General features: G+C 60.7%; 27 protein-coding genes and 1 pseudogene. 17 read left to right on the top strand and 11 right to left on the bottom strand.

What is annotated here, in order from left to right; translation table 11 throughout:
* Positions 1-40: 40 nt before the first annotated feature.
* The gene (locus QTA57_RS09310) at positions 41-286 is read right to left on the bottom strand and encodes an accessory factor UbiK family protein (protein WP_171561645.1); all 246 of its coding nucleotides are present in this window, start codon (positions 284-286) and stop codon (positions 41-43) included.
* Positions 287-399: 113 nt separating this feature from the next.
* Between QTA57_RS09310 and lgt the strand changes: the two genes are divergently transcribed.
* From lgt to QTA57_RS09290, 4 genes and pseudogenes are all read left to right on the top strand, one after another.
* The gene (gene lgt / locus QTA57_RS09305) at positions 400-1,314 is read left to right on the top strand and encodes a prolipoprotein diacylglyceryl transferase (protein ID WP_290154753.1); all 915 of its coding nucleotides are present in this window, start codon (positions 400-402) and stop codon (positions 1,312-1,314) included.
* A complete protein-coding gene (locus QTA57_RS09300; protein ID WP_290154751.1) occupies positions 1,311-2,408 on the top strand; it encodes a class I SAM-dependent methyltransferase in 1,098 nt (365 codons plus the stop codon). Before lgt ends, QTA57_RS09300 begins: the two co-directional genes overlap by 4 nt.
* Positions 2,344-3,155: pseudogene (gene pgeF / locus QTA57_RS09295) on the top strand (peptidoglycan editing factor PgeF). The gene QTA57_RS09300 and the pseudogene pgeF overlap by 65 nt, the downstream one beginning before the upstream one ends.
* A 219-nt stretch (positions 3,156-3,374) precedes the next feature.
* Positions 3,375-3,506, top strand: a complete 132-nt coding sequence (locus QTA57_RS09290; RefSeq protein WP_290154750.1) for a hypothetical protein — start codon at positions 3,375-3,377, stop codon at positions 3,504-3,506.
* A 141-nt stretch (positions 3,507-3,647) separates the two neighbouring features.
* Here the strand turns inward: QTA57_RS09290 and QTA57_RS09285 are convergent, their stop codons facing one another.
* From QTA57_RS09285 to QTA57_RS09275, 3 genes are all read right to left on the bottom strand, one after another.
* Positions 3,648-4,337, bottom strand: coding sequence for a sulfotransferase family protein (locus QTA57_RS09285; protein WP_290154748.1), 690 nt, complete (start codon positions 4,335-4,337; stop codon positions 3,648-3,650).
* 83 nt (positions 4,338-4,420) lie between these two features.
* On the bottom strand, positions 4,421-5,290 hold the full coding sequence (locus tag QTA57_RS09280; RefSeq protein WP_290154746.1) for a tetratricopeptide repeat protein: 870 nt from the start codon (positions 5,288-5,290) through the stop codon (positions 4,421-4,423).
* Entirely contained in the window at positions 5,287-5,787 is a 501-nt protein-coding gene (locus QTA57_RS09275; RefSeq protein ID WP_171561638.1) for an Lrp/AsnC family transcriptional regulator, read from the bottom strand. The genes QTA57_RS09280 and QTA57_RS09275 overlap by 4 nt, the downstream gene beginning before the upstream one ends.
* 226 nt (positions 5,788-6,013) lie before the next feature.
* Between QTA57_RS09275 and trxB the strand changes: the two genes are divergently transcribed.
* Positions 6,014-7,009 carry a thioredoxin-disulfide reductase gene (trxB, locus tag QTA57_RS09270; protein ID WP_171561636.1) on the top strand — a complete coding sequence of 332 codons (996 nt, stop codon included), beginning with the start codon at positions 6,014-6,016 and terminating at the stop codon, positions 7,007-7,009.
* A gap of 147 nt (positions 7,010-7,156) precedes the next feature.
* Entirely contained in the window at positions 7,157-9,229 is a 2,073-nt protein-coding gene (locus tag QTA57_RS09265) for a bifunctional sulfate adenylyltransferase/adenylylsulfate kinase (RefSeq protein ID WP_290154744.1), read from the top strand.
* Between the two features lie 89 nt (positions 9,230-9,318).
* Here the strand turns inward: QTA57_RS09265 and QTA57_RS09260 are convergent, their stop codons facing one another.
* Positions 9,319-10,836: an MORN repeat-containing protein gene (locus QTA57_RS09260; RefSeq protein WP_290154743.1), complete on the bottom strand. Its 1,518-nt coding sequence runs from the start codon at positions 10,834-10,836 to the stop codon at positions 9,319-9,321.
* Positions 10,837-11,020: 184 nt separating this feature from the next.
* Here QTA57_RS09260 and QTA57_RS09255 point away from each other — a divergent pair, with 184 nt between their 5' ends.
* Positions 11,021-12,685, top strand: coding sequence for an NAD+ synthase (locus QTA57_RS09255; RefSeq protein ID WP_290154838.1), 1,665 nt, complete (start codon positions 11,021-11,023; stop codon positions 12,683-12,685).
* Between the two features lie 48 nt (positions 12,686-12,733).
* Here QTA57_RS09255 and QTA57_RS09250 read toward each other — a convergent pair whose 3' ends face one another.
* From QTA57_RS09250 to QTA57_RS09235, 4 genes are read right to left on the bottom strand one after another with little or no spacing between them, the layout of a single operon-like run.
* A complete protein-coding gene (locus QTA57_RS09250) occupies positions 12,734-13,237 on the bottom strand; it encodes a GAF domain-containing protein (RefSeq protein WP_290154742.1) in 504 nt (167 codons plus the stop codon).
* Positions 13,230-13,364, bottom strand: a complete 135-nt coding sequence (locus QTA57_RS09245; RefSeq protein WP_290154741.1) for a M24 family metallopeptidase — start codon at positions 13,362-13,364, stop codon at positions 13,230-13,232. The genes QTA57_RS09250 and QTA57_RS09245 overlap by 8 nt, the downstream gene beginning before the upstream one ends.
* Complete coding sequence (locus QTA57_RS09240) at positions 13,348-14,334, bottom strand: M24 family metallopeptidase (RefSeq protein WP_290154740.1); 987 nt, start codon at positions 14,332-14,334, stop codon at positions 13,348-13,350. Before QTA57_RS09240 ends, QTA57_RS09245 begins: the two co-directional genes overlap by 17 nt.
* A complete protein-coding gene (locus QTA57_RS09235) occupies positions 14,331-15,071 on the bottom strand; it encodes a GntR family transcriptional regulator (protein WP_290154738.1) in 741 nt (246 codons plus the stop codon). Before QTA57_RS09235 ends, QTA57_RS09240 begins: the two co-directional genes overlap by 4 nt.
* A gap of 83 nt (positions 15,072-15,154) precedes the next feature.
* On the opposite strand from QTA57_RS09235, the gene QTA57_RS09230 reads away from it, so the two are divergent.
* The 7 genes from QTA57_RS09230 to QTA57_RS09200 all read left to right on the top strand — a co-directional run bounded on the left by QTA57_RS09230 (position 15,155) and on the right by QTA57_RS09200 (position 22,363).
* Positions 15,155-15,601, top strand: coding sequence for a substrate-binding domain-containing protein (locus QTA57_RS09230; RefSeq protein WP_290154736.1), 447 nt, complete (start codon positions 15,155-15,157; stop codon positions 15,599-15,601).
* Positions 15,565-16,137: a substrate-binding domain-containing protein gene (locus tag QTA57_RS09225; protein WP_290154735.1), complete on the top strand. Its 573-nt coding sequence runs from the start codon at positions 15,565-15,567 to the stop codon at positions 16,135-16,137. Before QTA57_RS09230 ends, QTA57_RS09225 begins: the two co-directional genes overlap by 37 nt.
* A 61-nt stretch (positions 16,138-16,198) precedes the next feature.
* A complete protein-coding gene (locus QTA57_RS09220) occupies positions 16,199-16,912 on the top strand; it encodes a hydantoinase/oxoprolinase N-terminal domain-containing protein (RefSeq protein WP_290154733.1) in 714 nt (237 codons plus the stop codon).
* 63 nt (positions 16,913-16,975) lie between these two features.
* On the top strand, positions 16,976-18,226 hold the full coding sequence (locus QTA57_RS09215) for a hydantoinase/oxoprolinase family protein (RefSeq protein WP_290154730.1): 1,251 nt from the start codon (positions 16,976-16,978) through the stop codon (positions 18,224-18,226).
* Positions 18,223-19,926 (top strand): hydantoinase B/oxoprolinase family protein, encoded by a 1,704-nt coding sequence (locus QTA57_RS09210; RefSeq protein ID WP_290154729.1) that lies wholly within the window; start codon positions 18,223-18,225, stop codon positions 19,924-19,926. Before QTA57_RS09215 ends, QTA57_RS09210 begins: the two co-directional genes overlap by 4 nt.
* Positions 19,923-21,431: a sugar ABC transporter ATP-binding protein gene (locus QTA57_RS09205; RefSeq protein ID WP_290154727.1), complete on the top strand. Its 1,509-nt coding sequence runs from the start codon at positions 19,923-19,925 to the stop codon at positions 21,429-21,431. Before QTA57_RS09210 ends, QTA57_RS09205 begins: the two co-directional genes overlap by 4 nt.
* Positions 21,428-22,363 carry an ABC transporter permease gene (locus tag QTA57_RS09200; protein WP_290154724.1) on the top strand — a complete coding sequence of 312 codons (936 nt, stop codon included), beginning with the start codon at positions 21,428-21,430 and terminating at the stop codon, positions 22,361-22,363. The genes QTA57_RS09205 and QTA57_RS09200 overlap by 4 nt, the downstream gene beginning before the upstream one ends.
* Before the next feature lie 232 nt (positions 22,364-22,595).
* Here the strand turns inward: QTA57_RS09200 and QTA57_RS09195 are convergent, their stop codons facing one another.
* Entirely contained in the window at positions 22,596-22,823 is a 228-nt protein-coding gene (locus QTA57_RS09195) for a DUF1150 family protein (RefSeq protein ID WP_171561616.1), read from the bottom strand.
* Positions 22,816-23,244 (bottom strand): Hsp20 family protein, encoded by a 429-nt coding sequence (locus QTA57_RS09190; protein ID WP_145215971.1) that lies wholly within the window; start codon positions 23,242-23,244, stop codon positions 22,816-22,818. The genes QTA57_RS09195 and QTA57_RS09190 overlap by 8 nt, the downstream gene beginning before the upstream one ends.
* Before the next feature lie 174 nt (positions 23,245-23,418).
* Here QTA57_RS09190 and QTA57_RS09185 point away from each other — a divergent pair, with 174 nt between their 5' ends.
* The 3 genes from QTA57_RS09185 to QTA57_RS09175 are packed head-to-tail and all read left to right on the top strand — an operon-like array spanning position 23,419 to position 25,245.
* Entirely contained in the window at positions 23,419-23,637 is a 219-nt protein-coding gene (locus tag QTA57_RS09185) for a YdcH family protein (protein ID WP_145215968.1), read from the top strand.
* 53 nt (positions 23,638-23,690) lie between these two features.
* Positions 23,691-24,179 (top strand): 5-(carboxyamino)imidazole ribonucleotide mutase, encoded by a 489-nt coding sequence (gene purE, locus QTA57_RS09180; RefSeq protein WP_290154720.1) that lies wholly within the window; start codon positions 23,691-23,693, stop codon positions 24,177-24,179.
* Positions 24,172-25,245 (top strand): 5-(carboxyamino)imidazole ribonucleotide synthase, encoded by a 1,074-nt coding sequence (locus QTA57_RS09175; RefSeq protein ID WP_290154717.1) that lies wholly within the window; start codon positions 24,172-24,174, stop codon positions 25,243-25,245. The genes purE and QTA57_RS09175 overlap by 8 nt, the downstream gene beginning before the upstream one ends.
* Positions 25,246-25,256: the final 11 nt, after the last annotated feature.

Genomic DNA, 25,256 nt, shown 5'->3' with positions numbered 1-25,256 from the left:
AGGGCATTGGGACAAAAGAATGGTAAACGCTAGATGACTTCTAGGCTTTTGCGGCTTCCAGCGCCTCAATTCTCGCTTTCAGGGCTTCGTTCTCTTCCCGGGCCTTCTGCGCCATGGCGCGCACGGCATCAAATTCTTCGCGAGTCACGAACTCCCGATCAGCCAACCAACGATCCATCATTGATTTCATCGCGGTTTCGGCCTCGTCCTTTGCGCCCTGAGCCACGCCCATCGCGTTGGTCATCAACTGCGAGATATCTTCCATCATCTTGTTGCGAGTCTGCATGAGAGCCTCCATATCGCTTGGCTCAGATATGGCGGTCTGGCGGAGCGGTATCAAGGTTGACTTCGCCGCAGGCGCGCCGCATCCAAAACTAAGAGACAGGTGACGGAGACCCAATGCAGGCCGCGATCCCTTTTCCCGACATCTCGCCAGAGCTTTTCTCTTTTGCCATTGGCGGCTTCGAGTTTGCGCTCCGTTGGTATGCGCTGGCCTATATCGCCGCGCTTCTGATCGGCTGGCGTATGGTGGTGATGGCGGTCAAACGGCCGGCGCTTTGGCCCGCCGATACCCCGCCGATGACACCGACCCATGTCGAAAACCTGCTCACCTGGGTAATTATCGGGGTGATCCTTGGCGGGCGCCTTGGGTTCGTTTTGTTTTACCAACCCGGCTATTACCTCCAAAATCCTGGTGAAATCCTGATGATCTGGCAAGGCGGGATGGCCTTCCATGGCGGGCTCTTAGGGGTCATCGTCGCCGGTATCTTGTTTTGTAGGGTGCACAAACTGCCGATGGCCAGCGTGGGTGATGCGATGGCGTTGGCCGCGCCAGTCGGGTTGTTCCTGGGCCGGATCGCCAATTTCATCAATGCCGAGCTCTGGGGCCGCCCAACCGATCTGCCTTGGGGCGTGATTTTTCCCGGTGATTTGGCGCAGGCCTGCCCCGGCCCCGAAGGTTTGGTCGAACGAGCTTGGGAAACGCTCTGCGCCCGTCACCCGTCGCAGCTTTACGAAGCGGCGCTCGAAGGGCTGATCCTGGGCGCTGTCATCCTCTGGCTGGTCTATCGCCGCGGCGGATTCAAAATCCCGGGGCAGATCATGGGGCTGTTTCTTGCCGGATACGGATTGGGGCGCTTCATCGTGGAGCATTTCCGCCAAGCAGACCCGCAATTCATCACGCCCGACAACCCGCTTGGCCATGTGCTCGCCCTCACCCCAACCCTCGGCCTCTCCATGGGGCAGCTTCTTTCGCTACCGATGCTGGTGATCGGGGTCGCCATCATCGTCATCGCGCGCAGGCGCGCCACGTGACGCCGCTTGGCGAACGTCTGATCGCACGCATCGTGCGCAACGGGCCGATCTCGGTTTCCGAGTATATGACCGAATGCCTGCTGAACCCGCATGACGGCTATTATGTGACGCAAGACCCGTTCGGCGCGGGGGGCGACTTCACCACCGCGCCTGAGATCAGCCAGATGTTTGGCGAGATCATCGGGCTGTGGCTGGCGCAAGTCTGGCTTGATCAGGGGCGTCCAAGCCCGTTTGTCTTGGCCGAGCTTGGCCCTGGGCGGGGCACTCTTATGGCCGACTTGCTGCGGGCAACGGTGATGGTCGAGGGGTTCCATCAAGCCATGCAAGTGGTCTTGGTCGAAGCCTCTCCGGTGCTGCGCGCCCGGCAAAGGGCCGCACTGGCTGGGTATCAGCCGCATTTTGTCGATCACGTGGGCGACCTTCCGCCCGGACCGCTTTACCTGGTTGCCAACGAGTTTTTTGACGCTCTACCGATCCGTCAATTCTTGCGGACCGAGACGGCCTGGCACGAACGCCAGATTGGCACCGATGGCAGCCGGTTGATCTGGGGGCTCGGTCCCGAGAGCGCAATCGCGGCGCTTGAAGACCGGCTGGCCGATACGGTGCGCGGCCAAGTGGTTGAGCTAAATGCCCCGGCTCTCCCTATTGCCGAAGAGATCGGGCGGCGGGTGTCCAACGCGGGCGGCGCCGCACTTTTCATCGACTATGGCGAATGGGACAGCATCGGTGAAACCTTGCAGGCCGTCCTTAAACATCGTTTTGCCGACCCGCTGCAAGACCCTGGAAAGGCGGACCTTACCGCCCAGGTGGCGTTCAGCCCCCTGGCGCGGGCGGCGATGCCTGCACAAGCCTCGGCACTGGTGCCACAGGGTGTGTTCCTCGAACGGCTCGGCATCACGGTCCGGGCGCAACATCTCGCCGAGAAACTCTCAGGTCCGGCACGCATCGAGCATATCGCCGCACACAAGCGGTTGACGCACCCCGACGAAATGGGAACTTTGTTCAAAGTGATGGGGCTTCGTCCGCCCGATGCCCCACCCCTGCCAGCCTTGGAGCCAATCGCCCCCGATGTGTCCAGTGACCACACGTCTTGAACCGCTAACCTCCGATCTTCTGGAGGGCATGACGCATGGGTTCTTCACCCGACGTGGGGGCGCATCCTCGGGGATTTTTGAAGGTCTGAACTGCGGCGGCGGCTCGTCGGATCAAGCCGAGATCGTTGCCCTGAACCGTGACCGCGTCGCGCAAACCATGGGCGTAGGACCAGATCGGCTTGTGACCGTGCATCAGGTCCATTCCGCAGAGGCGGTCATATTGGACAAGACGACGCAAGACCCGAAACCGCGCGCCGATGCCATCGTGACAACCACGCCGGGCATCGCGATTGCGATTCTGACCGCTGATTGTCAGCCGGTGCTCTTCGCGGATCGAGCCGGTGGCGTGATTGCCGCCGCCCATGCGGGATGGCGTGGCGCGCTGAATGGTGTGTTGGAGCGCACAATTGAGGTCATGGTCGAAGCCGGGGCGGAGCGCGCGCGGATTCAGGCCGTGATCGGCCCCTCGATCAGCCAGCGCGCCTATGAGTGGGTCCAGAATTTATTGAACGTTTCCTCGATGAAGACCCCGAAAATGCTCGGTTCTTTATCAACGGGGCCGGTGACCGATATCTCTTCGATCTGCCCGCCTATGGTCTGATGCGGCTCCGCGCAGCGGGCATCGGCCAAGCGGAATGGACCCGCCATTGCACCTATTCGGATCCACTGCGGTTCTACTCCTACCGCCGCTCGGTTCATGAAGGTGAGGCGGATTATGGCCGCCTGATTTCAGCAATTCGTCTTTGAGAAACCAGGCCGCAGAATGCGGCCAATCTGCCCCGATTGTCAGCGCGAGAAGCGCATTTGCGGCAAAGACGAGGCAGGTATCGCCCTGCCGCTGCCAAAATCACGGCCACCAAATGCTTAGGATTTGCGGAAAATAGGGGAAAATCAGGGGGCATCTCGGCCACATTTTTGTCACCAATTTTTACCGAGAATTAGCACGAAAGCCGCAAGACTGCCTGAATGCGCCTGCAGATTGTCCTCAATCCGGAAACGACCGGAAAACAACACGATGATAAGTCGAAGGAACAGGCAGATGATGAAGCGGCGTTGGATGAAATCGGTTCTTGCGGAAAGCAAGAAGGACCAGATTGAGATGCCTTGGGCACGACAGGTTCGGGCCAAAAGGCAGTTGGCGGTCGAGGGAACTCTCAAACAAGCCAGCTAACACCAATCGAGCGGTATGCTTGCAAGAAGGGCGGCCAGAATGGCCGCCTTTTCTTATCTTCAGAGAGCTTAAAGCGTAATTTCGGTATCAAGCGCCTCAATCAAAGGCTGCAACTCGGCTTCAAACCGTCGCCAAGCCCCAACCGAGCCGCGATTGATCGGCTGGCGCACCTGGGCGACGCTCAGCGTTTTTACCGCACGGCCCGTCTGTTCCGGGTTCAGGCAGGCCGGGTTCCAGTCCAAATCACAGAACGCCAGGAGCCGCCGGATTTCCGGCTCTGGGTCCGATGTAAGCGCGTCATAATCAATGACATGCACCCGATCCGGCATCATCCGCCGCCACTCTGCCGTCACCGCCTCGAACAGGCGGATATAGCGCCCGATCTCTCGCAAGCTATTGGAATAGCGGTGTTGCCCATCCGCGAATTGGTTTTTGTAAAGCGACAGGCCGACATCGCGCGGGTCTCGGTTCAAGAGCACAAACTTGGCGCCCGGCAAGGCGCGTGCCACATATCCCATCATCGAGAATGTCGAAATGGATTTGTCGGTCACCCGCCCACTACCCGCCTTGACCTGCGCCTTTTCAGCCCAAGCCTGCCCCGCGCGGAGCCAATCCTGAGATGGCGGCATCTGCCCGGCACTGGCCGCCTCGACCAACGGGCGAATGGTATCGTCGAAAAGCGCCATTTCGCCACCAGCGGCCACATCGGGATGTGCGCTGAGGATCGTCTCGACCAAAGTCGTGCCAGAGCGCGGCAAACCGGTTACGAAAATCGGCGCCGCGCCGGCGAACCCATCAAATACGTCCGGCTCATAATGGCGGAGCCGCGCCCGGATCGACTTCAGATCGCTGTCAAACCCATATGGGAACCGACGTGCGGTGATCTGATTGGCGACACTGAGGGGGCGAAGACCTCTCCATACCGCCCCTGATCTTCCAGCGCCTTCGCCAATGCGAAAGACATCAGCCGCCTTGCGTCGGCATCGCTTACCCCATCTGCCAGCCGGGCCTCCAACGCCGCCACATCGGTGGAATCGACCGGCTGTTTCCGGCCCCGCATCAGGGCCAACCAAGCCGATCCATGAAACGGCGCGACGTCCAAGACTTGGCGCAGTTCCGCCTCTGCCAGATCAAGTTCACCCATGGTCTGATACAGCGTTGCCCTGAGCACGCGTGCGGACGGGGCCTTGGGGGCAAGGTCTATCGCCTCGTTCAAGGCCGCCAATGCCCCCTGGTGATCATCGGCATGGCTGAGCCGCGCACCCATATGAGTCAGGACTGCTGTTGCGGGTGCCCCGGCCTTTATCGCCTCTCGATAGCGGTCCTTCGCCGCGTCAAGGCGGCCCGTCGCCAGGAGCATATCGGCGCTTTCAACAAGGTCTTGCCCGGGCGCCGGCAAAGCAACGCCCGCCGCTTTGGCCTGCCGCCGCGCCTTTTCTCGTTCTCCGCCGCGGCTTACGCCGATCAAAGCGCGCCAGAGCGCGGGCTCCTTTGGCTTCAACTTCAGGGCTTTGCGATACCATTTCGCGGCACCGGCCCGATCCCCGGTCTCCGCCGCGATCTGCCCCAACTGGAACATCGGCTCCGCCAATAGCCGTTGATCGAGAATCTGCCGGTAGAGCCGCCGCGCATCATCGAAACGCTTGGCTTTCTGCGCCGTCAGCGCCGCCTGATAAACGGCCGTGATCGAAGACGGACCCGTGCCGGTCATGCGGTTTGGCTCAACCTTTCTTCCATCACATCGAAGGGCACGCCCGGGTCATCCTTTGCACCGCGAATGACCAGCGATGTCCGGACCGACGCAACATTTGGCGCCGAGGTCAGATGCTCGGTCAGAAAGCTTTGGAACGAGCTGAGATCGGGGGCGACGCATTTCAGGATGAAATCGATTTCTCCATTCAGCATGTGACATTCTCGAACCAGTGGCCAGGATTGGCAGAGCGCCTCGAACGCCACCAAATCCGCCTCGGCCTGGCTATGCAGCCCCACCATCGCGAAGACCTGCACCTCGAAACCCAGTTGCCGCGCATCCACATCGGCATGATAGCCCTTGATATACCCTGCCTCTTCCAAAGTCCGCACCCGCCGCAGACAGGGCGGGGCCGAGATACCGACGCGCTTGGCCAGTTCGACATTGGTCATCCGGCCATCGGCCTGCAACTCGGCCAGAATCTTACGGTCGATTGGGTCCAGCTTGGCAGTTGACATAGATCGGCTCCCTCTGCGTGGGGATTATGGAAATGTCCAACACTCCCATCTATCACGCAATATTCTTTCGTTATCGCGCAACATATGGAAGAGCGAGGCGCCAAATGCAAGGCTTTCCGCATCGGAACAAGCGGCCTCTTTATTCCGCACGCCCGGGTCGTTATATCGCTTGAACCGGGCGGGATCCCCCTCCCCCGTGCAACCCGAGATACGAAAGCTGCCGCCCATGTCCGACACCCGTCACAGCCCCGTTTTGATCATCGGCTCCGGCCCTGCGGGATATACCGCCGCCGTTTATGCCAGCCGCGCAATGCTGAAACCGATCCTGGTGCAAGGTATTCAGCCCGGCGGGCAGCTCACCATCACCACAGATGTGGAGAATTGGCCCGGCGATAGCAGCGTTATGGGCCCTGATTTGATGGTGCGGATGGAGGCGCATGCCAAAGAGATGGGGACGGAGATCATCTCCGACCACATCATATCGCTTGATCTGTCGAAACGCCCATTCACGGCAGAGGGCGATAGCGGCACGACATACACGGCCGATGCGGTCATTCTGGCCACCGGCGCGCAAGCGAAGTGGCTTGGCCTGCCCTCGGAAGAGCATTTCAAAGGTTTCGGCGTCTCGGCCTGCGCGACCTGCGACGGTTTCTTCTATCGCGGGCAGGAGATCGTGGTGATCGGCGGCGGCAATACGGCGGTGGAAGAGGCGCTGTTTCTCACTAACTTCGCCTCGAAAGTCACACTGATCCACCGCCGGGACAGCCTGCGCGCCGAGAAGATCATGCAGGAACGCCTGTTCAAAAACCCAAAGGTCGAAATCCTCTGGGACCATACCGTGGAAGAGGTTGTCGGCACCGATGAGCCGCGCGGCGTCGAAGGCGTCCGCGCGAAACATGTCGAGACTGGCGTGATCACCGAAGTGCCCTGCAAAGGCTTCTTCGTGGCGATCGGGCATGCCCCTGCGACGGAGCTGGTGAAAGACCAGCTTGAGCTTCACAATGGTGGCTATGTGAAGGTCGAGGCTGGCTCGACCCGCACATCGATCCCGGGCGTCTTCGCGGCAGGCGATCTGACCGACCATATCTATCGCCAAGCGGTCACCTCCGCCGGTATGGGCTGCATGGCAGCTCTGGATGCCGAGAAATACATCGCCGAGCTTGAAGGCGAAGAGACGGTCGAAGCCGGAGCTTATGCCGCTCCGGTCGACGCGGCGGAGTAAGATCCCCTTTTAAGTGACATCTGAGAAGCGCGTGGCCGACCGGCCACGGCGCTGAAACAATCTGTTGCCGGGCAGATTTTCTCTTCCCCTACGCTCGGGCTTGTGAAATGTGTTCACCCGTGAACACACTTTCAACCTGAGCTTCGAATGCCCGCACCACCCCTTGATACGCCACAGCCAGATGAAGACCTGCTCTTTCGGCTCTTGCGGCAACTGGACACCGCGCCAGAAGCGTCGCAACGGGCGACGGCCGAAGCGCTTGGCATCAGCTTGGGGCGGCTCAATGCGCAATTACGGGCTGTGGCCGATCAAGGCCTAGTCACGATTTCCGACCGTGCCGGACCAGATCGACGCCAGAGATTTTCCTACGCGCTGACCCCGCGAGGAGCCGCCGAAAAAGCCCGCCTGGCTGATCGGTTCCTTGCCCGAAAGCTCGTGGAATACGACACACTGCATGCCGAGCTGACCGGCGCGGCAAGCGGCCTTCTCCCTTCCAAAAACAGGACGACAGCGATGCAACCAAACCTTGCCCCGGTGCCTGAGCTTTATGTCTCATATGACTCAGCACAGAAACTCAAAGCCGAAGCCGCCGAACTGCCAAGCTGGGATCTGACCCCGCGCCAGATTTGCGACCTTGAACTCTTGATGAATGGAGGCTTCAACCCGCTGAAAGGTTTCCTGAGCGAAGAGGATTACACCTCTGTCGTCGAAAACATGCGGTTGGCCGATGGCACACTCTGGCCGATGCCGATCACGCTCGATGTCAGCCAGGAGTTCGCAGATAGCATTGAGCCCGGCCAGGACATCGCCCTCCGCGATCAGGAAGGCGTGATCCTCGCCATCCTCTCAATTGGCGATAAATACCTGCCGAATAAGGCCCGCGAGGCCGAGATGGTCTTTGGGGCCGATGATATCGCGCATCCTGCCGTAAACTACCTGCACAATATCGCGGGGCCGGTCTATCTGGGCGGCGCAATCACTGGCATCCAACAGCCGGTGCATTACGATTTCCGCGCCCGTCGGGATACACCGAACGAACTGCGCGCCTATTTCCGCAAGCTTGGCTGGCGCCGGGTCGTGGCTTTCCAAACCCGCAACCCGCTCCACCGCGCGCATCAGGAGTTGACCTTCCGCGCCGCGAAAGAGGCGCAGGCCAACCTGATCATTCACCCGGTCGTCGGTATGACCAAACCCGGCGATATCGATCATTTCACGCGAGTCCGCTGCTATGAGGCGGTGCTAGATCAATACCCCTCGGCCACCACCACGATGAGTCTGCTGAACCTGGCCATGCGGATGGCCGGGCCACGCGAGGCGGTCTGGCACGGGTTGATCCGCAAAAACCACGGCTGCACCCATTTCATCGTTGGCCGCGACCACGCGGGCCCGGGCAAAAACAGCAGCCAAGGCGAGGACTTCTATGGGCCTTACGACGCGCAAGACCTGTTCAAACAGCATGAAGACGAGATCGGCATCGAGATGGTGCCCTTCAAACATATGGTTTTCGTGCAGGAGCGTGCCGAATATCAGCCCGCCGATGAGGTGGCCGAAGGCGCGACGGTTCTGAACATCTCGGGCACCGAACTGCGCCGCCGTCTGGCCGAAGGGCTGGAGATTCCAGATTGGTTCTCCTTCCCCGATGTGGTTGCCGAATTGCGCCGCACGCGCCCACCGCGCTCAAAGCAGGGCTTCACCGTGTTTTTCACCGGCCTCTCCGGCTCGGGCAAATCCACCATCGCAAATGCGATGATGGTCAAACTGATGGAGATGGGGGGCCGCCCGGTCACGTTGCTTGACGGCGATGTGGTTCGGAAACACCTGTCCTCCGAGCTTGGCTTCTCGAAAGAGCATCGCGATATCAACATCCGCCGGATCGGCTATGTCGCGTCTGAAATCACCAAAAACGGCGGCATCGCGATCTGTGCGCCAATTGCGCCCTATACCGCGACCCGTCGCGCCGTCCGCGAGATGATTGAGGATTTCGGCGCTTTCGTAGAGGTGCATGTCGCGACGTCGCTGGAGGAATGTGAACGCCGCGACCGCAAAGGTCTCTACAAGCTTGCGCGCGAAGGCAAGATCAAAGAGTTCACCGGGATTTCAGACCCTTATGAGGCCCCCGAAACCGCCGAACTGGTGGTCGACACCGAAGGGATGGAAGTCGATTACTGTGCGCAGCAGGTTCTGTTGAAGCTGGAAAGCATGGGGCTGATCGCCGTCTAAGGTCGGCACAACAAACGAAAGGCCGGGGGATGCACCTCCGGCCTTTTCGTATCTCCGCCTGGCGGTTTGCCCGGTGTCTTTGATCGCCGCTATTGATCAGTCGCCGGTGCCGCCTCTGACGTATCCGGGTCCTCTGGTGCGGCTTCTTCGTTACCGCTGCTCTCCGTCGCATCGGTCAACCGGCCATCTTCCCATTCGCCTTCCGCAACTTGGCCGGTCGCATAGGTCATCATCCCTTGCCCCTGGCGGCGACCATTGACGAAGAACCCGTCATAGACATCGCCATTGGCATAGGTGGCCACACCGGCGCCATTGATCTCCCCCTCGGCCCACGCGCCTTGATACGTGAAGCCATCGGGCATGCTCAGCCGCCCCTCGCCGGCGCGCTGGCCTTCGGCGAAGCCCCCTTCGTACACCGTACCATCGGCATAGGTGGCGATCCCCTCGCCATGGCGGAGGCCGTTCTCCCACGCGCCTTCATAACGATAGAGAAGTTCCGGCACATCATAGGCGTCGCCCTCGGCCTCGGCGGCCTCGGCGTCATATTCCGGGTTGGGTTGGGTCATCACCCCCTGCCCATGCTGCCGCGCATTGAGAAATTGCCCCTCATAGACCAGCCCGTTGGCATAGCGCGCCACGCCGAAGCCTTGGATGACTCCGTCAACCCAATCACCCTCATAACTGGAGCCGTCGTCATAGGTGATCGTGCCCCGCCCATGGGCCAAATCGTTGCGGAACATACCTTCGTAGATCGAGCCATCGGGGTAGGTCACACGCCCTTCACCCTCTATCCGGCCTTCTGTCCACTCGCCGACATAGAGATAGCCATCCGCGCCCGTGAACGTACCCTGGCCCTGGCGGCGATCGTCGGCAAAATCGCCTTCATACACATCGCCATTGGCATAGCGAACCACGCCGCGCCCCTGGCGCTGGCCATTGACCAACGTGCCCTCATAGATATCGCCATTGGGTTGGGTCAGAATGCCGTCGCCATTGATCTGCCCACCTGCCCAAGCCCCGACATAGACCACGCCATCGGCCATTTCGAGCCGCCCGGTCCCGGCGCGTTGTCCGGCCTCAAACTCTCCGTCATAGACCGCGCCATCGGGATAGGTGATCACTCCCCGGCCTTCTTTCAGCCCATTCTCCCACTGGCCCTCATAGCGATAGCCATTCGGGCTCTCCATCACGCCGGTGCCATGATGCAGCGCGTTGACGAAGCCACCCTCATAGCGCACGCCATTGGCATATAGCGCCATGCCTTGGCCATTGATCCGGCCATCAGCCCATTCGCCTTCATAGGTGGAGCCGTCGGCGAAGGTAATGTTGCCGAACCCCTCGGGCCGCCCGGCAATAAACGCGCCCTCATAAATCGACCCGTCGGGAAAGACCGCGCGCCCCTGGCCGCGGATTTCGCCATCCACCCATTCGCCGGTATATTCATACCCGTTGGGCAGGCGATAGGTGCCCTGGCCATGCTGAACCCCGTTGCGGAACTCGCCTTCGTAAATCCCGCCATTGTCGTATTGCTGGATATCGACCTGCGCCAGCGCCGCGCCGCTCAACGCCAGACCAAGTGCGCCGGCCCCGGCCAATTGTCGGATCATGCCCCACCCTGGCTTTTGCACGTCCCGCTCTCCCCATTCGTCTGTCTTATCCTGATCCCATCCAAACCTAGGTGAGGACTGGGGGCCTCGCAACGCATTTCGCCGTGAGAGCGCCGGTATGGCTTGGCGGCGCTGACCGATCTGCTAAACCTCTGCCCGGACAAACAGGAAAAGCGTGACCGATATGGCCGAGACCTTCCGCCTCACTCTTGCGCAGTTGAACCCAACCGTGGGCGATCTGACCGGCAATGCCGAAATGGCGCGCGCAGCCTGGGCCGAGGCGAAGGCCGCCGGGGCCGATATGATCGCCTTCCCCGAGATGTTCATCACCGGCTATCAGTTGCAGGATCTGGTGCGCAAACCGGCCTTCGCCGCCGATGTGCAGCGGGTGCTGACCCAATTGGCCAGCGATTGCGCCGACGGCCCGGCAATCGGCATCGGCGGGCCACTGCCCGGCGCGGGCAAGCCGTTCAACGCCTATTTCATCCTGCAAAACGGCCAGATCAGCGCCGAGGTGTTGAAACATCACCTGCCCAATTCCGAAGTGTTTGACGAGAAACGCTATTACCACGCCGGAAATCCGGCGGGCCCGGTACGGGTCGGCCCTATGCGGATCGGGGTGCCGATCTGCGAGGATGCCTGGTTCGAGGATGTGACAGAGACCCTGGCTGAAACCGGCGCCGAGATTCTGCTGGTGCCCAACGGGTCGCCGTATCATCGGGGCAAATTCGCGCTGCGCCAGATGTTGATGGTCTCCCGCGTGGTCGAAACGGGCTTACCGCTGGTCTATCTGAACCTGCTTGGCGGCCAGGATGACCAGATTTTCGACGGTGCCAGCTTTGTGTTGAACCCCGGCGGGGCGTTGACCCATCAAATGCCAGCTTTCGAGCCAGGCCTGTTCCATGTCGATTTCGAAAACACACCCGAGGGATGGCGCGCGGTGGATGGTGAGAAAGCCAAGCTGCCGGATGAATGGGAAGCAGATTATCGCGTGATGGTCGAGGCGACCCGCGAATATGTTGAAAAGGCCGGGTTTTCCAAGGTCGTCCTTGGCCTCTCCGGCGGCATCGACAGCGCGATTGTGGCAACCATTGCTGCCGACGCGCTTGGCCCCGAAAACGTCCGCTGCGTGATGCTGCCCTCGGAATACACATCCGAGACCTCGCTGGAAGATGCCGCGGATGTGGCCAAGCGGCTTGGCACACGGCTCGACACGGTGCCGATCTCCGGCCCCCGCGCCGCTGTCACCGAAGCGTTGGCGCCACTTTTCAACGGCACCGCGCCGGGCGTGGCGGAAGAGAACATCCAATCCCGTCTGCGCGGCGTTGCCCTTATGGCGCTCAGCAACAAATTCGGGGAAATGCTGCTCACCACCGGCAACAAATCCGAGGTCGCCGTGGGCTATGCCACGATCTATGGCGACATGGCGGGCGGCTATAACCCGATCAAAGACCTCTACAAAACCCGTGTTTTCGAGACCTGCCGCTGGCGCAACGCCAATCACCGGCCCTGGATGAAAGCCCCCGCAGGTGAGGTGATCCCACCCCGCGTGATCGAAAAGCCGCCGACGGCGGAGCTGCGCGAGAACCAGAAGGACGAGGACAGCCTGCCGCCGTATGACGTGCTGGATGACATCCTGGACCTACTGATCGACAAAGAGGCATCGGTCGCCGATTGCGTCGCGAAGGGCCATGATCGGGAGACGGTGAAAAAGGTCGAGCATCTGATTTACATTAGCGAATACAAGCGTTTCCAATCCGCCCCCGGTGCGCGGCTGACCGAACGCGCCTTCTGGCTCGACCGGCGTTATCCGATCGTGAACCGCTGGCGCGACAACTCGCAGGGGTAAGCTCCACGCCAGCCCATCAGCCGACAGATGAAGGCCGGCCAAGGGCGTCTATTTCACCGCCTCTGGCGAAGCCTCGAAGGCCAAAAGCGACGGCACCACCAAATCCTCCATCGCCCGGAGCCGCGCATCCGTATAATGGCCCGCCGTATGGAGCATATTCACCGTACCGATGAACTCACCGCGCAAGATCACCGGCAGATTGACAACCGAACCGAGGCCGAGCGACGCGATGAGCGCGTGATCCGGAAACACATCCATGAAGCCATCAACAGAATTCGCGACAAAGGTTTGGCGGCGCAGGATGACATGTTCGGTCCAACGGTTCGGAACGATCTCCTTCAGCCCGGAAATCGGATAGCTTCCGGCGTCATTAGAATAGACACGTGCCGCCACGCCCTGCTGCGGACCGCTCATGCGAAAGATGGAACAAGAAAAAAGCTTGTGGCCCATCATCACCTGGCACAGCTCTTCAAGTGCTGGGAAAGGGCTGATCCACTTGTCACAGGAGAGGGTTTTTCCAAACCGGCGCAGGGCATGGATGTCATCAAGCATAGACCATTAACTCCTTGGCAAAAGTGGTTAAACACTCATGCCCGGTATCGGTCACAATGACATCATCCTCGATGCGCACGCCAATATCCCCCGACCGGTAAAGCCCAGGCTCAATTGTGAAGACCATACCTGCCTGTTGCGGATCGCGATTGGCGCGCGTCACTGGCTGGCGCTTCATGGACTTCGCGACCCAGTCCATGGCCGGTTTTGTGAAGGATCAGATCCGCGAAACGTGATTTTTCCAGAACGGCCGTCGCCTCGTGATCGACATCGCCAATCGCTCTACCCGCGCAGACGGCGGCGCGACCCGCCTCATTGGCGACACGTACGGTTTCGTAAATCTGGGCATGGGCGTCCGTCGCATGACGGCAGAAAACCGTGCGCGTGATGTCGGCATGCATATCGCCCCAGCTTGCGCCAAAATCGATCAGAAGTGGGTCACCCGGGCTCAGGATCCGCGCACTGACATCGCCATGAGGGTCGGCCGATTCCTCGCCGCTCAGGACGATAGGATCAAAAGCAAACCCCATCGCGCCATGCGCCAGCATTGCCGCCTTCAGCCGGGCCGCGATCTGATGGCCACTGCGGCCCGCGATGCCAGCATCCAGCGTTTCATAAAGCGCGGCTTCGCTGATAGCGACGGCGCGGCGGAGTGCGCCAATCTCGTCTGAACTCTTGATGAGCCGCAGGGCAGCCATGGCTGGATCGGCATCGACCAGCCTCTCTGGCCCGAAGCTTTGCGCCAAGGCTCTATACTCAGCCGCGCGCATTCTGAGTCCTTCAACACCAAGTGGGTGTTCTGCCGCCAGCATGTCCACAAGAGCTCTGAACGCCCCATCCGGTCCATCCGAATCGTCCCAGAAGACCGTCTCCGCGTCCGGCATGGCCGCGTCCCATTTCTGCCGCTCAAGACTGGGCATCATCGCAACGCTCCGCCCTTCGGCTGTGAGGGCATAAAGCGTTGGCCGCTCCATCAAATGCAGATGGACGCCAGTCAGATAGGTAAGGTTTGGACCCGGCACAAAAGCGACAGCCCCAAGACCGGCCGCCCGCATAATGTCGATGGCACGGCTGCGCCGATCCAACAAAATGCTCACGACGTCCCTCCCGTTCCGGGCGACTCTAGCGTCATCTGGTGGCCGAAACGCGGTTCGATGCCGCGTTGAATGACTTGGGTTTCGAATAGAATGACATCGCTTACGGCCCGATCCCCGGCCTCTGGATCGCCCGCGGCAACCGCATCAATCACCGCTTCTAGCTTTATGCGGGCGGTCGCGATGTCATCGGCAGAAAGATGCGGGAAAAAGTAGAGCAACTTCATCCGAACAGAGGCATCCTGCGCCTCAAGAAAATATTTGGCGAGGAACCGATTTTTCGCGAGTTCGGTCAGGTGTCGAAAGAGGCCAAGTTGAGCACGAAACGCCCGCTCGACATCGTTTTCGGCCAACCCTTCGGAGTAGTCGTCAAGATACGGCGCAAGGGCGTCGCGATCCACCGGACCATGCATCGTTGTCGCCCGTATCAACCCGCGCGACAGCAAGATGAATGTGTCGAGAAACGCATTCTGGTTGTGCATCGAAAGCGGCGCAACAATGGTTGTCCGATTCTGCAGAAACTGCACAAACCCTTCATTTACAAGCAATAAAAGCGCCTCACGGATCGGCGTGCGCGAGACCTCATAAGCTTGCGCTAGCGCGACCTCATCCAGTGCAGATCCGGGCGCGATGCGCATCCACTGAATGTCGTCGCGAAGCTTCTCATAAACCATCAACGCGCCGCGTTTCTTGCGCGGCTGCGGATCGGTGGGCGGGGGTTTTGGGGTCTTTGGCTTCATAAAATTAATCTTGCATAAAGTTTGGATTATGTGCAACGCTAAATGTGATACAGCCGGAAATTCTCTTGGGGAGGAGCGATACGATGACACTCAAAACAACTCTGATGACCGGGGCGGCCCTGACCGTGATGGCAGGCGCGGCGACGGCAGAAGGCACAATCGCGTATTTCGCCGGCACCTCGCAAAACGGCTTCAATCAAGCAACGTATGAAGGCGTTCAGGCCGTGGCCGCCGAGCGGGGCTATGAGACTGAGATTCTCGACGGGCAATTCGATGCGGCGCTGCAATACAGTCAGATTGAGGACGCGCTGGCATCCGGCCGTTTCGTCGGCATGATCGTTTCGCCCAACGATTCGGTGGGAATCGCGGGCGCCTTCGAGCAAGCCATCGCAGACGGGGTGCCTATTGGCACTGTCCTGTTCCCAGTGGGCCCTGATCTGAACTCTCTCGAGCCGCAGGTCGACGGCATAACCGTGACCGCCGCCTCTCCCCCGTGGCGGGCGCCACAACCCAGGCCGAAGAAGTCGTAGAATACTGCGCCGATCACGACCCTTGCAATGTCGTGGTCATGATCGGTGCGCGAATCTTCCCGTTCGACAACCTGCGGCTCGAAACCTTCGAAACTGTCCTTGCCGCACATGACAATATCGAGATCGTCGCGGTCGGCGAAGGCTACTACGCCCCCGACCCAAGCCTCCAAGCAATGACCGACATTCTGCAGGTCCACCCAGATGTCGATGTGGTCCTCTCAAATGCCGACCAACATCTTGTCGGCGTCGAGATTGCACTGGAAGCAGCCGGCATGAACCCGGCGGATTTGTATTTGTCGGGCGGCGGCGCGGCCGCTATCGCAATTGACGCGATCCGTGAAGGTCGGTGGGATTCCACGCTGGCCTATTTCCCTAAGACGATGGGGGCCCTGGCGATGGAACAGATCGCCAATGCAATCGAAGGCGCCCCCGTCACTCAAGCGATCAACATGGATGAGGAAGGGCCCGTTCAAGCGATGATCGACATCGAAGTTCTCGATGCCAATCCAGAATTCACCGGTGAATGGGAACAGTGATCGTCACTTTACGGTGGGGCGTCGGTCCACGCTCCGCCAGGTCATCCGAAAGGCAGCAATCATGAGTAAAAGCTATCGCGTGTCCGCTGATATTGGCGGCACATTCACAGATATTGTCTACCAAGACGTCGAAACGGGGCGCTGCGGGGCGACGAAGATTTTGTCGACCCCTGACAACCCCGCGCTGGCCGTTCTCAAAGGCATCGATCAGATATTGGGCGACGATGGCGCGATGGCCTTCTTTGTTCACGGTACGACAGTTGGCCTCAACGCGTTGCTGACGCGGCGGGGGTCCAAGGTCGCCCTGGTGACCAACGAAAACTTCCGCGACATCTATACGATCCAGGGCAATGATCGGGGCGAGATATTCTCGATCCAATGGAACAAGCCCGAACCGCTCGCCTCCCTTGAGCATACCTACACGGTTGCCGGGCGCATCGCCGCAAATGGGGATGAATTGGAGCCGCTGCGCCTGTCGGACCTCGACAAGGTGGTCGAGGCATGCGCAACCGAGAATTACGAGGCGATTGCCGTCTCCCTGCTCTTTTCCTTTAACAATTCAGCGCATGAATTGGCCGCTCGTGACTATCTGCAGGAACGCTTGCCGGGCGTACAGATCGTCCTGTCGCATCACGTCTCGCCAGAATGGCGGGAGTTTGAACGCACCTCGACAACGGTCACCGACGCCTATCTCGCGCCAGTTGTCCGCAAATACATCTCGACACTTCAGGCAGAGATGGGCGACCGGCTCCCCGCGGGCGGCGGCTGCACGTGATGGAGTCTAATGGCGGCGTCATGACGGCAACCACCGCATCGGAAACCCCGCTTCCAGACGCTGTTGTCGGGGCCGGTTGGCGGCGCCATTGGTGGTAAAGCGCTCTCGGCGGCGACCGGGCGGCCGAACCTGATCTGCGTCGATATGGGCGGCACCTCTTTCGATGCCTCGTTGGTCATCGACGGGCTACCCTCAACCTCGAATGAAGCGATGCTGGAAGGCCTGCCAATCCAGATGTCCGTGGTTGATATCCACGTCATCGGTGCGGGTGGCGGCTCCATCGCCTGGAAAGAGGCGGGCGCGTTGCGTGTCGGCCTGCAATCGGCCGGGTCCAAACCAGGGCCGGTATGTTATGGGCTGGGCGGAACAGAACCAGTCGTCTCCGATGCCAACCTCGTCCTTGGTCGGATCGATGGCGCCAATTTCTCTGGCGGTGAGATGGCCCTCGACCGCGACGCCGCGGCGGACGCCCTCGCCAAACTCGGCGCCGACTTCGGCATGAATGCCGAAGAGATGGCGCAAGGGGTGATCGATATCGTCAACGCCAAGATGGCCGACGCGATCCGCACCATCACCATTCAGCGCGGCATCGACCCGCGCGAGTTCTCCTTGGTGGCGTTTGGTGGGGCCGGCCCCGCGCAGGCGGCTGCCCTGGCCGAAGAGCTGGAAATCAGCGAAGTCATTATTCCCGTCCACCCCGGCGCATTCTCCGCCTGGGGCATGTTGCAAACGGATGTGCGGCACGATTTCAAGGAAACGCTCTACAGTTTCTGGGATCAGATTGAGGCCAAGAGCATTGAAGATGCCTTCGACGGCCTCGCAGAAAAGGGCCTCGCCTTTCTGGCCGAAGAGGGGATCGATAAGGACCGTGTCGGCATCGAGCGGGCAATCGACTTCCGCTATTACGGCCAAGAATACGTGCTCACGATCCAGCTTGATGATGGCCCGATCGACATGGACAAGATCCGGGCCGATTTCGACGCGGCTTATGAACGGCAGTATGGTCATAACTCGCCGGAGAACCGGGTCGAGATGGCCAATATCCGGCTCGCGGCGCTCGGTCGTCTGGATCGCCCCGAAAATGCTCCGCCCGAGCGGGCAGAGCCGCGCCCCGCGCGCGAGCGCGACGTCTGGTTCGGCGGCAGCCACGTATCGACCGCGATCATCGACCGCAACAGCATCGGCGACGGCGATGCCGTCTCTGGTCCCGCCATCATCGAAGAAGTCACATCGACCACGTTGCTGCCCCCGGGCTGGACCGCCCAGTTGATTGATGGCGGCCATATGAGCCTTGTGAAGGAGGACGCCGCATGAGCACCGCCGATCCGATTACCACCGAAGTCGTCCGTAACTTCGTCATCTCCTGCGCCGAGGATATGAATGCCTCGCTGTGGCGCTCCGCCCATTCGGCGATCATCTATGAAGGCAAAGACAGTGCCGTCGCCTTGATGGATGAGCACGGCAACATGCTCGGTCAATCCACCGGCGTCCCGCTCTTCATCGGAGCCATCGATGTCTGTGTGCGCCACGTGAAAGACTACTACGGCGACGACATCCACGAAGGCGACATCTTCATCATGAATGATAGCTATATGCAGGGCACGCACCTGCATGATGTCACGGCCATCGGGCCGATCTTCGACGATGGCGACTTGGTCGGGTTCGGCGCGGCGCGGGCGCACTGGAACGATATCGGTGCAATGGATCCCGGCTCAACCATGTCGTCGACCAATATCTATCAAGAGGGTCTGCGCCTCGGGCCGACCCGGATTGTCAGCCAAGGCAAGCCGATCCGCGAATGGTATGACCATTTGAAGCTCAACACCCGGTTGGAAGGCGCTACGATTGGCGACCTCGGCGCACAAATTGCGGCGATCCGGACGGGGGAGCGCCGTTTGGGTCAGTTGCTGGGCAAAATTGGCGCCGACACCTATCGCGCCGCCTGCCAGAACATCTTTGAACAGGCGCGCCAATTGGATCGTGAAGCCATCGCGGCCATCCAAGACGGCAGCTGGAGCCGCGAAGGGTATCTCGATAATGACGGCGTCGGCGACGCACCGGTTAAGGTTGCACTCACGCTGACGGTGAAGGGCGAGGAGCTGATCGTCGATCTGACGGGGACCTCCGGCCCCGTGGCCGGGTCGGTCAATTGCGGCGCCAGCCAGACCGAGTCGCTCTTGCGCCTCGCCTACAAGACAATGATCTCGCCTGACCGGGCGATCACTGGTGGCTCCTTCGAAACCATGTCGGTGGTCTTGCCGGAGGAATGCATGTTCAACGCCGGAGAGCCTGCGGCCTGCGAATGGTATTTCACCGGGCTGGGTCTTTTGGCGGACCTCTTCATCTCCTGCCTGTCCGAAGCCATGCCGGAACGCTCTACCGCCGCCCACTACGGCGACTCTATGGTCGTTGGGTTCTTCTCGGTCGATCCCAAACGCGGCCAGTGGATCTCGATCGAGCCCACGGCTGGCGGTTGGGGCGGTCGCGCCGACAGTGACGGCGAAAGCGCCTTGATCAACCTGGTCAATGGCGGCTTCCGCAATATCCCTGCCGAGGTGATGGAGACCAAGTTCCCAGTGCGGCTTGAAGAGTTCTCCATGCGAGCTGACAGTGCGGGGCCCGGTAAGAACCGTGGCGGCTTCGGCGTCACCCGGCGGTATACGATGCTGCAGGACAACTTCGGTGCCATCTGGTTCGAGCGGTCCAAGACCCCGGCCTGGGGCCTGAATGGCGGCAAGGACGGTCTTGGTCCCGAAATCACCGTTGCCTTCCCCGATGGTACAGTCGAACACACCCTGAAGATGCGCGCCCGCGCCTTGCCTGCGGGCACGGTTGTGGAATGCAAGACCGGCGGCGGCGGCGGCGGCAACGGTGACCCCATGGAACGCGACTTTGACGCGGTGGCCCGCGATGTCGCCCGCGGACTGGTCAGCCCCACCGCGGCGCAGCGCGACTACGGTGTTGTCATCGCGGAAGATGGCAGTGTCGATACCGAGGCATCGGTGCCGCGGTGAGCACCGGCGCGCTTCTCTCGGCCCGTGGCATCGGGGTGCGCTTCGGCGACATTCAGGTGCTCACCGGGGTGGATATCGACATCCACCCCGGCGAAATCCACGGTCTGATCGGCGAGAACGGCGCCGGCAAGTCCACCTTGGGCAAAGTTCTGGGAGGCTACTACCGCGCCTCGCAGGGGCAGATCGAGGTGGATGGCCGCATCGAGGATCGGTGGGACACTCCGACGGCGTTGGAAAACGGCGTGGCGATCATGCATCAGGAACTGCAACTCGTTCCGGCACTGACGGTGGCGCAGAATGTCTTTCTTGGCCTAGAGGAGCATCGCCACGGCGTGCTGAAGGGCACCGAAGCCAAACGGCTTCGGGCGCTGATGGAGACAAGCGGCCTACATCTCGACCCGGATGCGGCCGCAGCAAGTCTGACCATTGCCGAACAACAAAAAATAGAAATCTTGCGCGCCCTCGCCCGCCAATCGCGTGTGATCGTGATGGACGAGCCGACCGCGTCGCTCTCGAAGACCGAAGTCGATCAACTGCACCGTATTATGCGAAGACTGCGCGACGAGGGTCGCTCGGTGATCTATGTGACCCACTTTTTGCAAGATATCCTCGACGTGACCGATCGTGTGACGGTTCTGCGAAACGGGGAAACCGTCCAAAGCGGTGAAACCCGCGAGGAAACCAAGGAATCGTTGGTCAGCGCGATGTTGGGCGGCGTGAAATCCGAAACGCTTTACCCCGAAAAATGCCGTGATCATGGCGATGTCATGCTTTCGGTGCGCAATCTCTCGTCACCCAATGGGGCTCAGGTCGCGCGGCTGGATATTCGCGCCGGAGAGATCGTCGGCTTTGCTGGCCTTGTGGGCGCAGGCCGGTCCGAGATTGCACGCGCGATCATCGGCGCAGACCCCGCCACGGGCCAAGTTGAAGTTGCTGGCCGCCGCCTACCCCCACACAACATCCGCGCGGCAACCGAGGCGGGGCTCGTCCTTGTGCCTGAGGATCGGCGCGGCCACGGATTGGTCATGACCCTCCCGGTGCGGGCCAATATATCGCTCCCGCATCTCACACACATGTCCAAGGCCGGCATTCTGGCCGAAACCGAAGAGCGCGGCTTGGCGCAACGGCTCATCGACCGGTTCCAAATTCGACCGTCCCTGGTTGATGGTGACATCTCGAATTACTCCGGCGGCAATCAGCAAAAGGTGCTGATCGGCAAATGGATCGCGGGCAATCCGAAAGTGATCATCCTCGACGAACCGTCGCGCGGGGTCGACGTTGGTGCCCGCGAGGCCATTCACAACGAAATTGGACGGCTGGCTCGGGAGGGCGCAGCGATCCTGATCATCTCCAGCGAGATTGACGAGGTGCTTGGCCTGGCGACGCGTGTCCATCTTGTCGATCGCGGCCAACTGGTCGACGAGATCGATCCCGACGTGGTGAGCGAGGCCGATGTGCTCGCCGCCCTCTTCACCCATCAAGGCACGGAGGACAACGTGGCATGACCCGCGCGCAACTCATCCATTTCATGCAATCTTACGCGGTTCTGATCCTAATCGCGGTCCTGATGATCGTGTTGTCACTGTCCTCTGACAGCTTTCTGACGGGGCGCAACCTCCTGAACATCCTGAACCAGAACGCGCCACTGGCGATCATGGCCTCGGCAATGACGCTCGTGATCATCGTGGGGGGCTTTGATCTATCGGTCGGGGCGATCTTTGCGATGGGATCTGTCGCATCAGCATGGCTCGCGTTGAACGTGAACCCCTATCTGGGCCTGTTGCTCGCGCCTTTCGTCGGGTTGGCTCTGGGGTTTGTCAACGGGCTCGCCATCACCACACTGCGTGTTCATTCCTTTCTCGCAACCATCGCCACCGCGCTCATCTTCAGCGGCATCGCCGTGGCTCTGTCGGATGGGCGGCTCATCTCCGTTCGCCTCGATGAGTTCACTTGGCTCGGGCGTGGACGGTTCTTGGGTGTCTTCAACGCCGTTTGGCTTATGGCGATTTTCGCAATCTTCCTAACCTTCTTTCTTAATCATACCACGTTCGGGCGCCGCGTCTTTTCGGTTGGCGGCAATGAGGAAGCCGCGATCCTGTCGGGCATCCGTACAAACCGGATCAAGATCGCAACCTTCGCCATCGCCGGTTTTGCCGCCGGGCTTGCATCGATCATCACGACCTCCCGCGTGGCGCTTGGACAGGCCTCTGCCGGGTCGGGCATGGAGCTACAAGCCATCGCTGCTGTCATTCTCGGCGGCACAAGCATCTATGGTGGCCAAGGCGCGGTCTGGCGCTCGCTCGCCGGTGTCTTCTTGCTCGCGCTCGTCAATAACGGCTTCAACATCCTCAGCATCGACCCGTTTTTCCGCGACCTGACAATGGGCCTTATCATTCTGGCCGCCGTCGGCATCTCGGCGATGGGCCGACACCGATAGCCTCGTCCCAAATGAAGACCCAATACCCGCGCCAATATGCCCAAAGCAAATTGGTCAATGGAGGAGGATTTGAGCCATCTCGACGTCCACCTTGATTGGTGATCTCGGAAACCCCCAAAACTTCCGGGCTTCAGCTCCAAGAAGATCCGTCGACAAAACGCACACCCTCAAAGAAAGGGGACGCCCATAACAGGCGCCCCCTTCCCCACACACACCTGGTGTGCGCCGGTCGTTAGTGCACGCTGACCGGCGTCATGTCGTTTTGGCGCGCCACGATGAAGGCGAGTTTGCGATCTCTGACAAGCGCCAGTTGCTCACCGGTCTCGCTGCCAATCGCATAAAGCTCGTCCAAGCCCTCGGCTTGCTGCCGCACTTCCCGCGGCAGGTCCGCGACCGCCACTTTGCGAATATAAACGATCGGTTGGCCCTCGGTCCGGGCGGCGTCATTTTGTTCAAACATTGCTCTTACCTCCGGTTTTGATTTCTATCGTTTGCACCACGCTATCGGGCACCACACGGGCGAGATCCACATGCAGAAGCCCATGTTCCATCATCGCGCCCGCGACATCGACCCCTTCGGCCAAAACGAAGCTGCGCTGAAACTGCCTGGCCGCGATGCCGCGATGCAGAAACATCCGGCCATTGTCGTCATCGGCCTGCCGCCCGCGGATCACCAACTGCCGGTCCTCGACGGTGATCGACAAATCCTCTTCGGCAAAACCCGCCACCGCGAGCGTGATCCGATAGGCGTTTTCGCCCTTTTGTTCGATGTTATAGGGCGGATAGCCGTCATTGCCCGATTTCGCGGTGCGTTCCACTAGGCGTTCCAGTTGATCGAATCCCAGTAGAAATGGGTGCGATCCAAGGGTTAATTTGGTCATCGGGCACATCCTTAGCGCTAAGCGATCTGCTATCTGGGGCCCCGCATTCGGCAGCCCGGTTAAGATATAATATGGGGCGGGCATTTGGTCCCTGCAAGGGCGGCAACACTTTGCCTCACGGGCATTTCTCGCTATCTTGAACCGCTGTTAAGGCGAATCCTGCAAGGCTTTGAGATGAACGCCCCCACCGAAATGAGCCATGAAGAGGTGCTCCGCGTGAAGCTGGAGGTGCTTCGGCGTGAGCATCGCGACTTGGATGAGGCCATCTCCGCCCTTTCCGAACGTACCCGGCCCGATCAGCTGACCCTTCGGCGCTTGAAAAAGCAAAAGCTGGCTTTGAAGGATCAGATCACCCGGATCGAAGATGAACTGACCCCCGATATCATTGCCTAGACCGCCGGTCTGGCTATAGTGCGCGCTCTGATCCGCCAAAGGGGCCGAATATCATGGAAAACGCCGAGATCGGCATCATCATGGGCAGCCAATCCGACTGGTCCACGATGCGCGAAGCCGCCGAGATGCTGGATGCGCTTGGCGTGCCGTATGAGACCCGGATCGTTTCGGCCCACAGGACGCCTGATCGGCTCTGGGACTATGGCAAGACCGCTGTGGATCGCGGGCTGAAAGCGATCATTGCGGGCGCGGGCGGCGCGGCGCATCTGCCCGGCATGATGGCCTCGAAAACCCGGGTGCCGGTGATTGGCGTCCCGGTGCAAACCAAGGCACTCTCCGGCGTCGACAGCCTCTACTCGATCCTGCAAATGCCGCGCGGCTTCCCAGTCGCCACCATGGCAATCGGCGCGGCCGGTGCCGCCAATGCGGGGCTGATGGCGGCGGCTATTCTGGCCACCTCGGATCCGGCCTTGGCCGCGCGTCTCGACGCTTGGCGCACCGATCTCTCCTCCTCGATCCCCGAGACGCCGCAAGATGACTGAGCCGCTCCCCCAAGGCAGCACCATCGGCATTCTCGGCGGCGGTCAACTGGGCCGCATGCTGGCCATAGCCGCCGCGCGTTTGGGCTATAAGACCCATATCTATGAGCCCGGTGCGGCGCCCGCCGTCGACGTTGCGCATGCGTGGACGCAAGCGGCTTACGATGATTTGGATGCCCTGCGCGCGTTCGCTGCCGCCTGCGACGTGATCACCTTCGAGTTCGAAAACATCCCCGCCCCGGCGCTCGACATCCTGGCCGCCGGAACACCGCTCTACCCTGACCGGCGCGCGCTTGAGACGAGCCAAGACCGCCTGACTGAAAAGAGTTTCCTCACCGGTTTGGGTCTGACAACCGCGCCCTTCGCGGCCATCGACACACAAACCGACCTATCGCAAGCGCTCACCCAAACCGGCACACCCGCAATCCTGAAGACCCGCCGTTTCGGCTATGACGGCAAAGGCCAGGCACGGATCATGGTGCCGGATGAGGCCGATGTCGCGCTGGCCAGCCTTGAAGGTGCGCCCGCTATTGCCGAGGGTTTCGTAGATTTCACCGCCGAAATCTCCGTTATCGCCGCCCGCGGCACGGACGGCACCATCGCCGCCTATGACCCGGGCGAAAACGTGCATGACGATGGCATCTTGGTCACAACAACTGTCCCCGCTGCCATATCAGCAAGCCTGAAAACCGACGCGGTGCTGATCGCCTCTCGCATCCTAAACGCGCTTGAGTATGTCGGCGTCCTCGGCGTCGAGCTTTTCGTCACGCCGCAAGGTCTGGTGGTGAACGAGATCGCTCCACGGGTCCACAATTCTGGCCATTGGACCCAAGCGGGCTGCGCGGTCGATCAGTTCGAGCAGCATATCCGCGCCATCACCGGCTGGCCGCTTGGCGATGGTACGCGACACGCCAATGTGGTGATGGAAAACCTGATCGGCGACCAGATCGACAGCGCATCCGCCCACGCCGCAACCTCTGGCACACAAATCCACCTCTACGGCAAAGCCGACACCCGCCCGGGGCGCAAAATGGGCCATATCAACCGCGTCACCGGCCCCGCGACCTAGGCCAACCCGCC

This window comes from Fontisubflavum oceani (genome assembly GCF_030407165.1).
Lineage (GTDB): Bacteria > Pseudomonadota > Alphaproteobacteria > Rhodobacterales > Rhodobacteraceae > Rhodophyticola > Rhodophyticola oceani.
This window is presented reverse-complemented; position numbering and strand designations above follow the sequence as displayed.

Bases quoted from the DNA above. Each gene is read 5' to 3' on its own strand.
- QTA57_RS09185 (WP_145215968.1), top strand. From the start codon at position 23,419: ATGAACGCCCCCACCGAAATGAGCCATGAAGAGGTGCTCCGCGTGAAG.
- QTA57_RS09195 (WP_171561616.1), bottom strand. From the start codon at position 22,823: ATGTTTGAACAAAATGACGCCGCCCGGACCGAGGGCCAACCGATCGTT.
- QTA57_RS09235 (WP_290154738.1), bottom strand. From the start codon at position 15,071: ATGAAGCCAAAGACCCCAAAACCCCCGCCCACCGATCCGCAGCCGCGC.
- QTA57_RS09290 (WP_290154750.1), top strand. From the start codon at position 3,375: ATGCGCCTGCAGATTGTCCTCAATCCGGAAACGACCGGAAAACAACAC.
- QTA57_RS09280 (WP_290154746.1), bottom strand. From the start codon at position 5,290: ATGACCGGCACGGGTCCGTCTTCGATCACGGCCGTTTATCAGGCGGCG.
- purE (WP_290154720.1), top strand. From the start codon at position 23,691: ATGGAAAACGCCGAGATCGGCATCATCATGGGCAGCCAATCCGACTGG.
- QTA57_RS09210 (WP_290154729.1), top strand. From the start codon at position 18,223: ATGAGCACCGCCGATCCGATTACCACCGAAGTCGTCCGTAACTTCGTC.
- QTA57_RS09250 (WP_290154742.1), bottom strand. From the start codon at position 13,237: ATGCTTGATGACATCCATGCCCTGCGCCGGTTTGGAAAAACCCTCTCC.
- QTA57_RS09245 (WP_290154741.1), bottom strand. From the start codon at position 13,364: ATGGTCTTCACAATTGAGCCTGGGCTTTACCGGTCGGGGGATATTGGC.
- QTA57_RS09255 (WP_290154838.1), top strand. From the start codon at position 11,021: ATGGCCGAGACCTTCCGCCTCACTCTTGCGCAGTTGAACCCAACCGTG.
- lgt (WP_290154753.1), top strand. From the start codon at position 400: ATGCAGGCCGCGATCCCTTTTCCCGACATCTCGCCAGAGCTTTTCTCT.
- QTA57_RS09200 (WP_290154724.1), top strand. From the start codon at position 21,428: ATGACCCGCGCGCAACTCATCCATTTCATGCAATCTTACGCGGTTCTG.
- QTA57_RS09190 (WP_145215971.1), bottom strand. From the start codon at position 23,244: ATGACCAAATTAACCCTTGGATCGCACCCATTTCTACTGGGATTCGAT.
- QTA57_RS09310 (WP_171561645.1), bottom strand. From the start codon at position 286: ATGCAGACTCGCAACAAGATGATGGAAGATATCTCGCAGTTGATGACC.
- QTA57_RS09220 (WP_290154733.1), top strand. From the start codon at position 16,199: ATGAGTAAAAGCTATCGCGTGTCCGCTGATATTGGCGGCACATTCACA.
- trxB (WP_171561636.1), top strand. From the start codon at position 6,014: ATGTCCGACACCCGTCACAGCCCCGTTTTGATCATCGGCTCCGGCCCT.
- QTA57_RS09230 (WP_290154736.1), top strand. From the start codon at position 15,155: ATGACACTCAAAACAACTCTGATGACCGGGGCGGCCCTGACCGTGATG.
- QTA57_RS09265 (WP_290154744.1), top strand. From the start codon at position 7,157: ATGCCCGCACCACCCCTTGATACGCCACAGCCAGATGAAGACCTGCTC.
- QTA57_RS09175 (WP_290154717.1), top strand. From the start codon at position 24,172: ATGACTGAGCCGCTCCCCCAAGGCAGCACCATCGGCATTCTCGGCGGC.
- QTA57_RS09275 (WP_171561638.1), bottom strand. From the start codon at position 5,787: ATGTCAACTGCCAAGCTGGACCCAATCGACCGTAAGATTCTGGCCGAG.
- QTA57_RS09260 (WP_290154743.1), bottom strand. From the start codon at position 10,836: ATGATCCGACAATTGGCCGGGGCCGGCGCACTTGGTCTGGCGTTGAGC.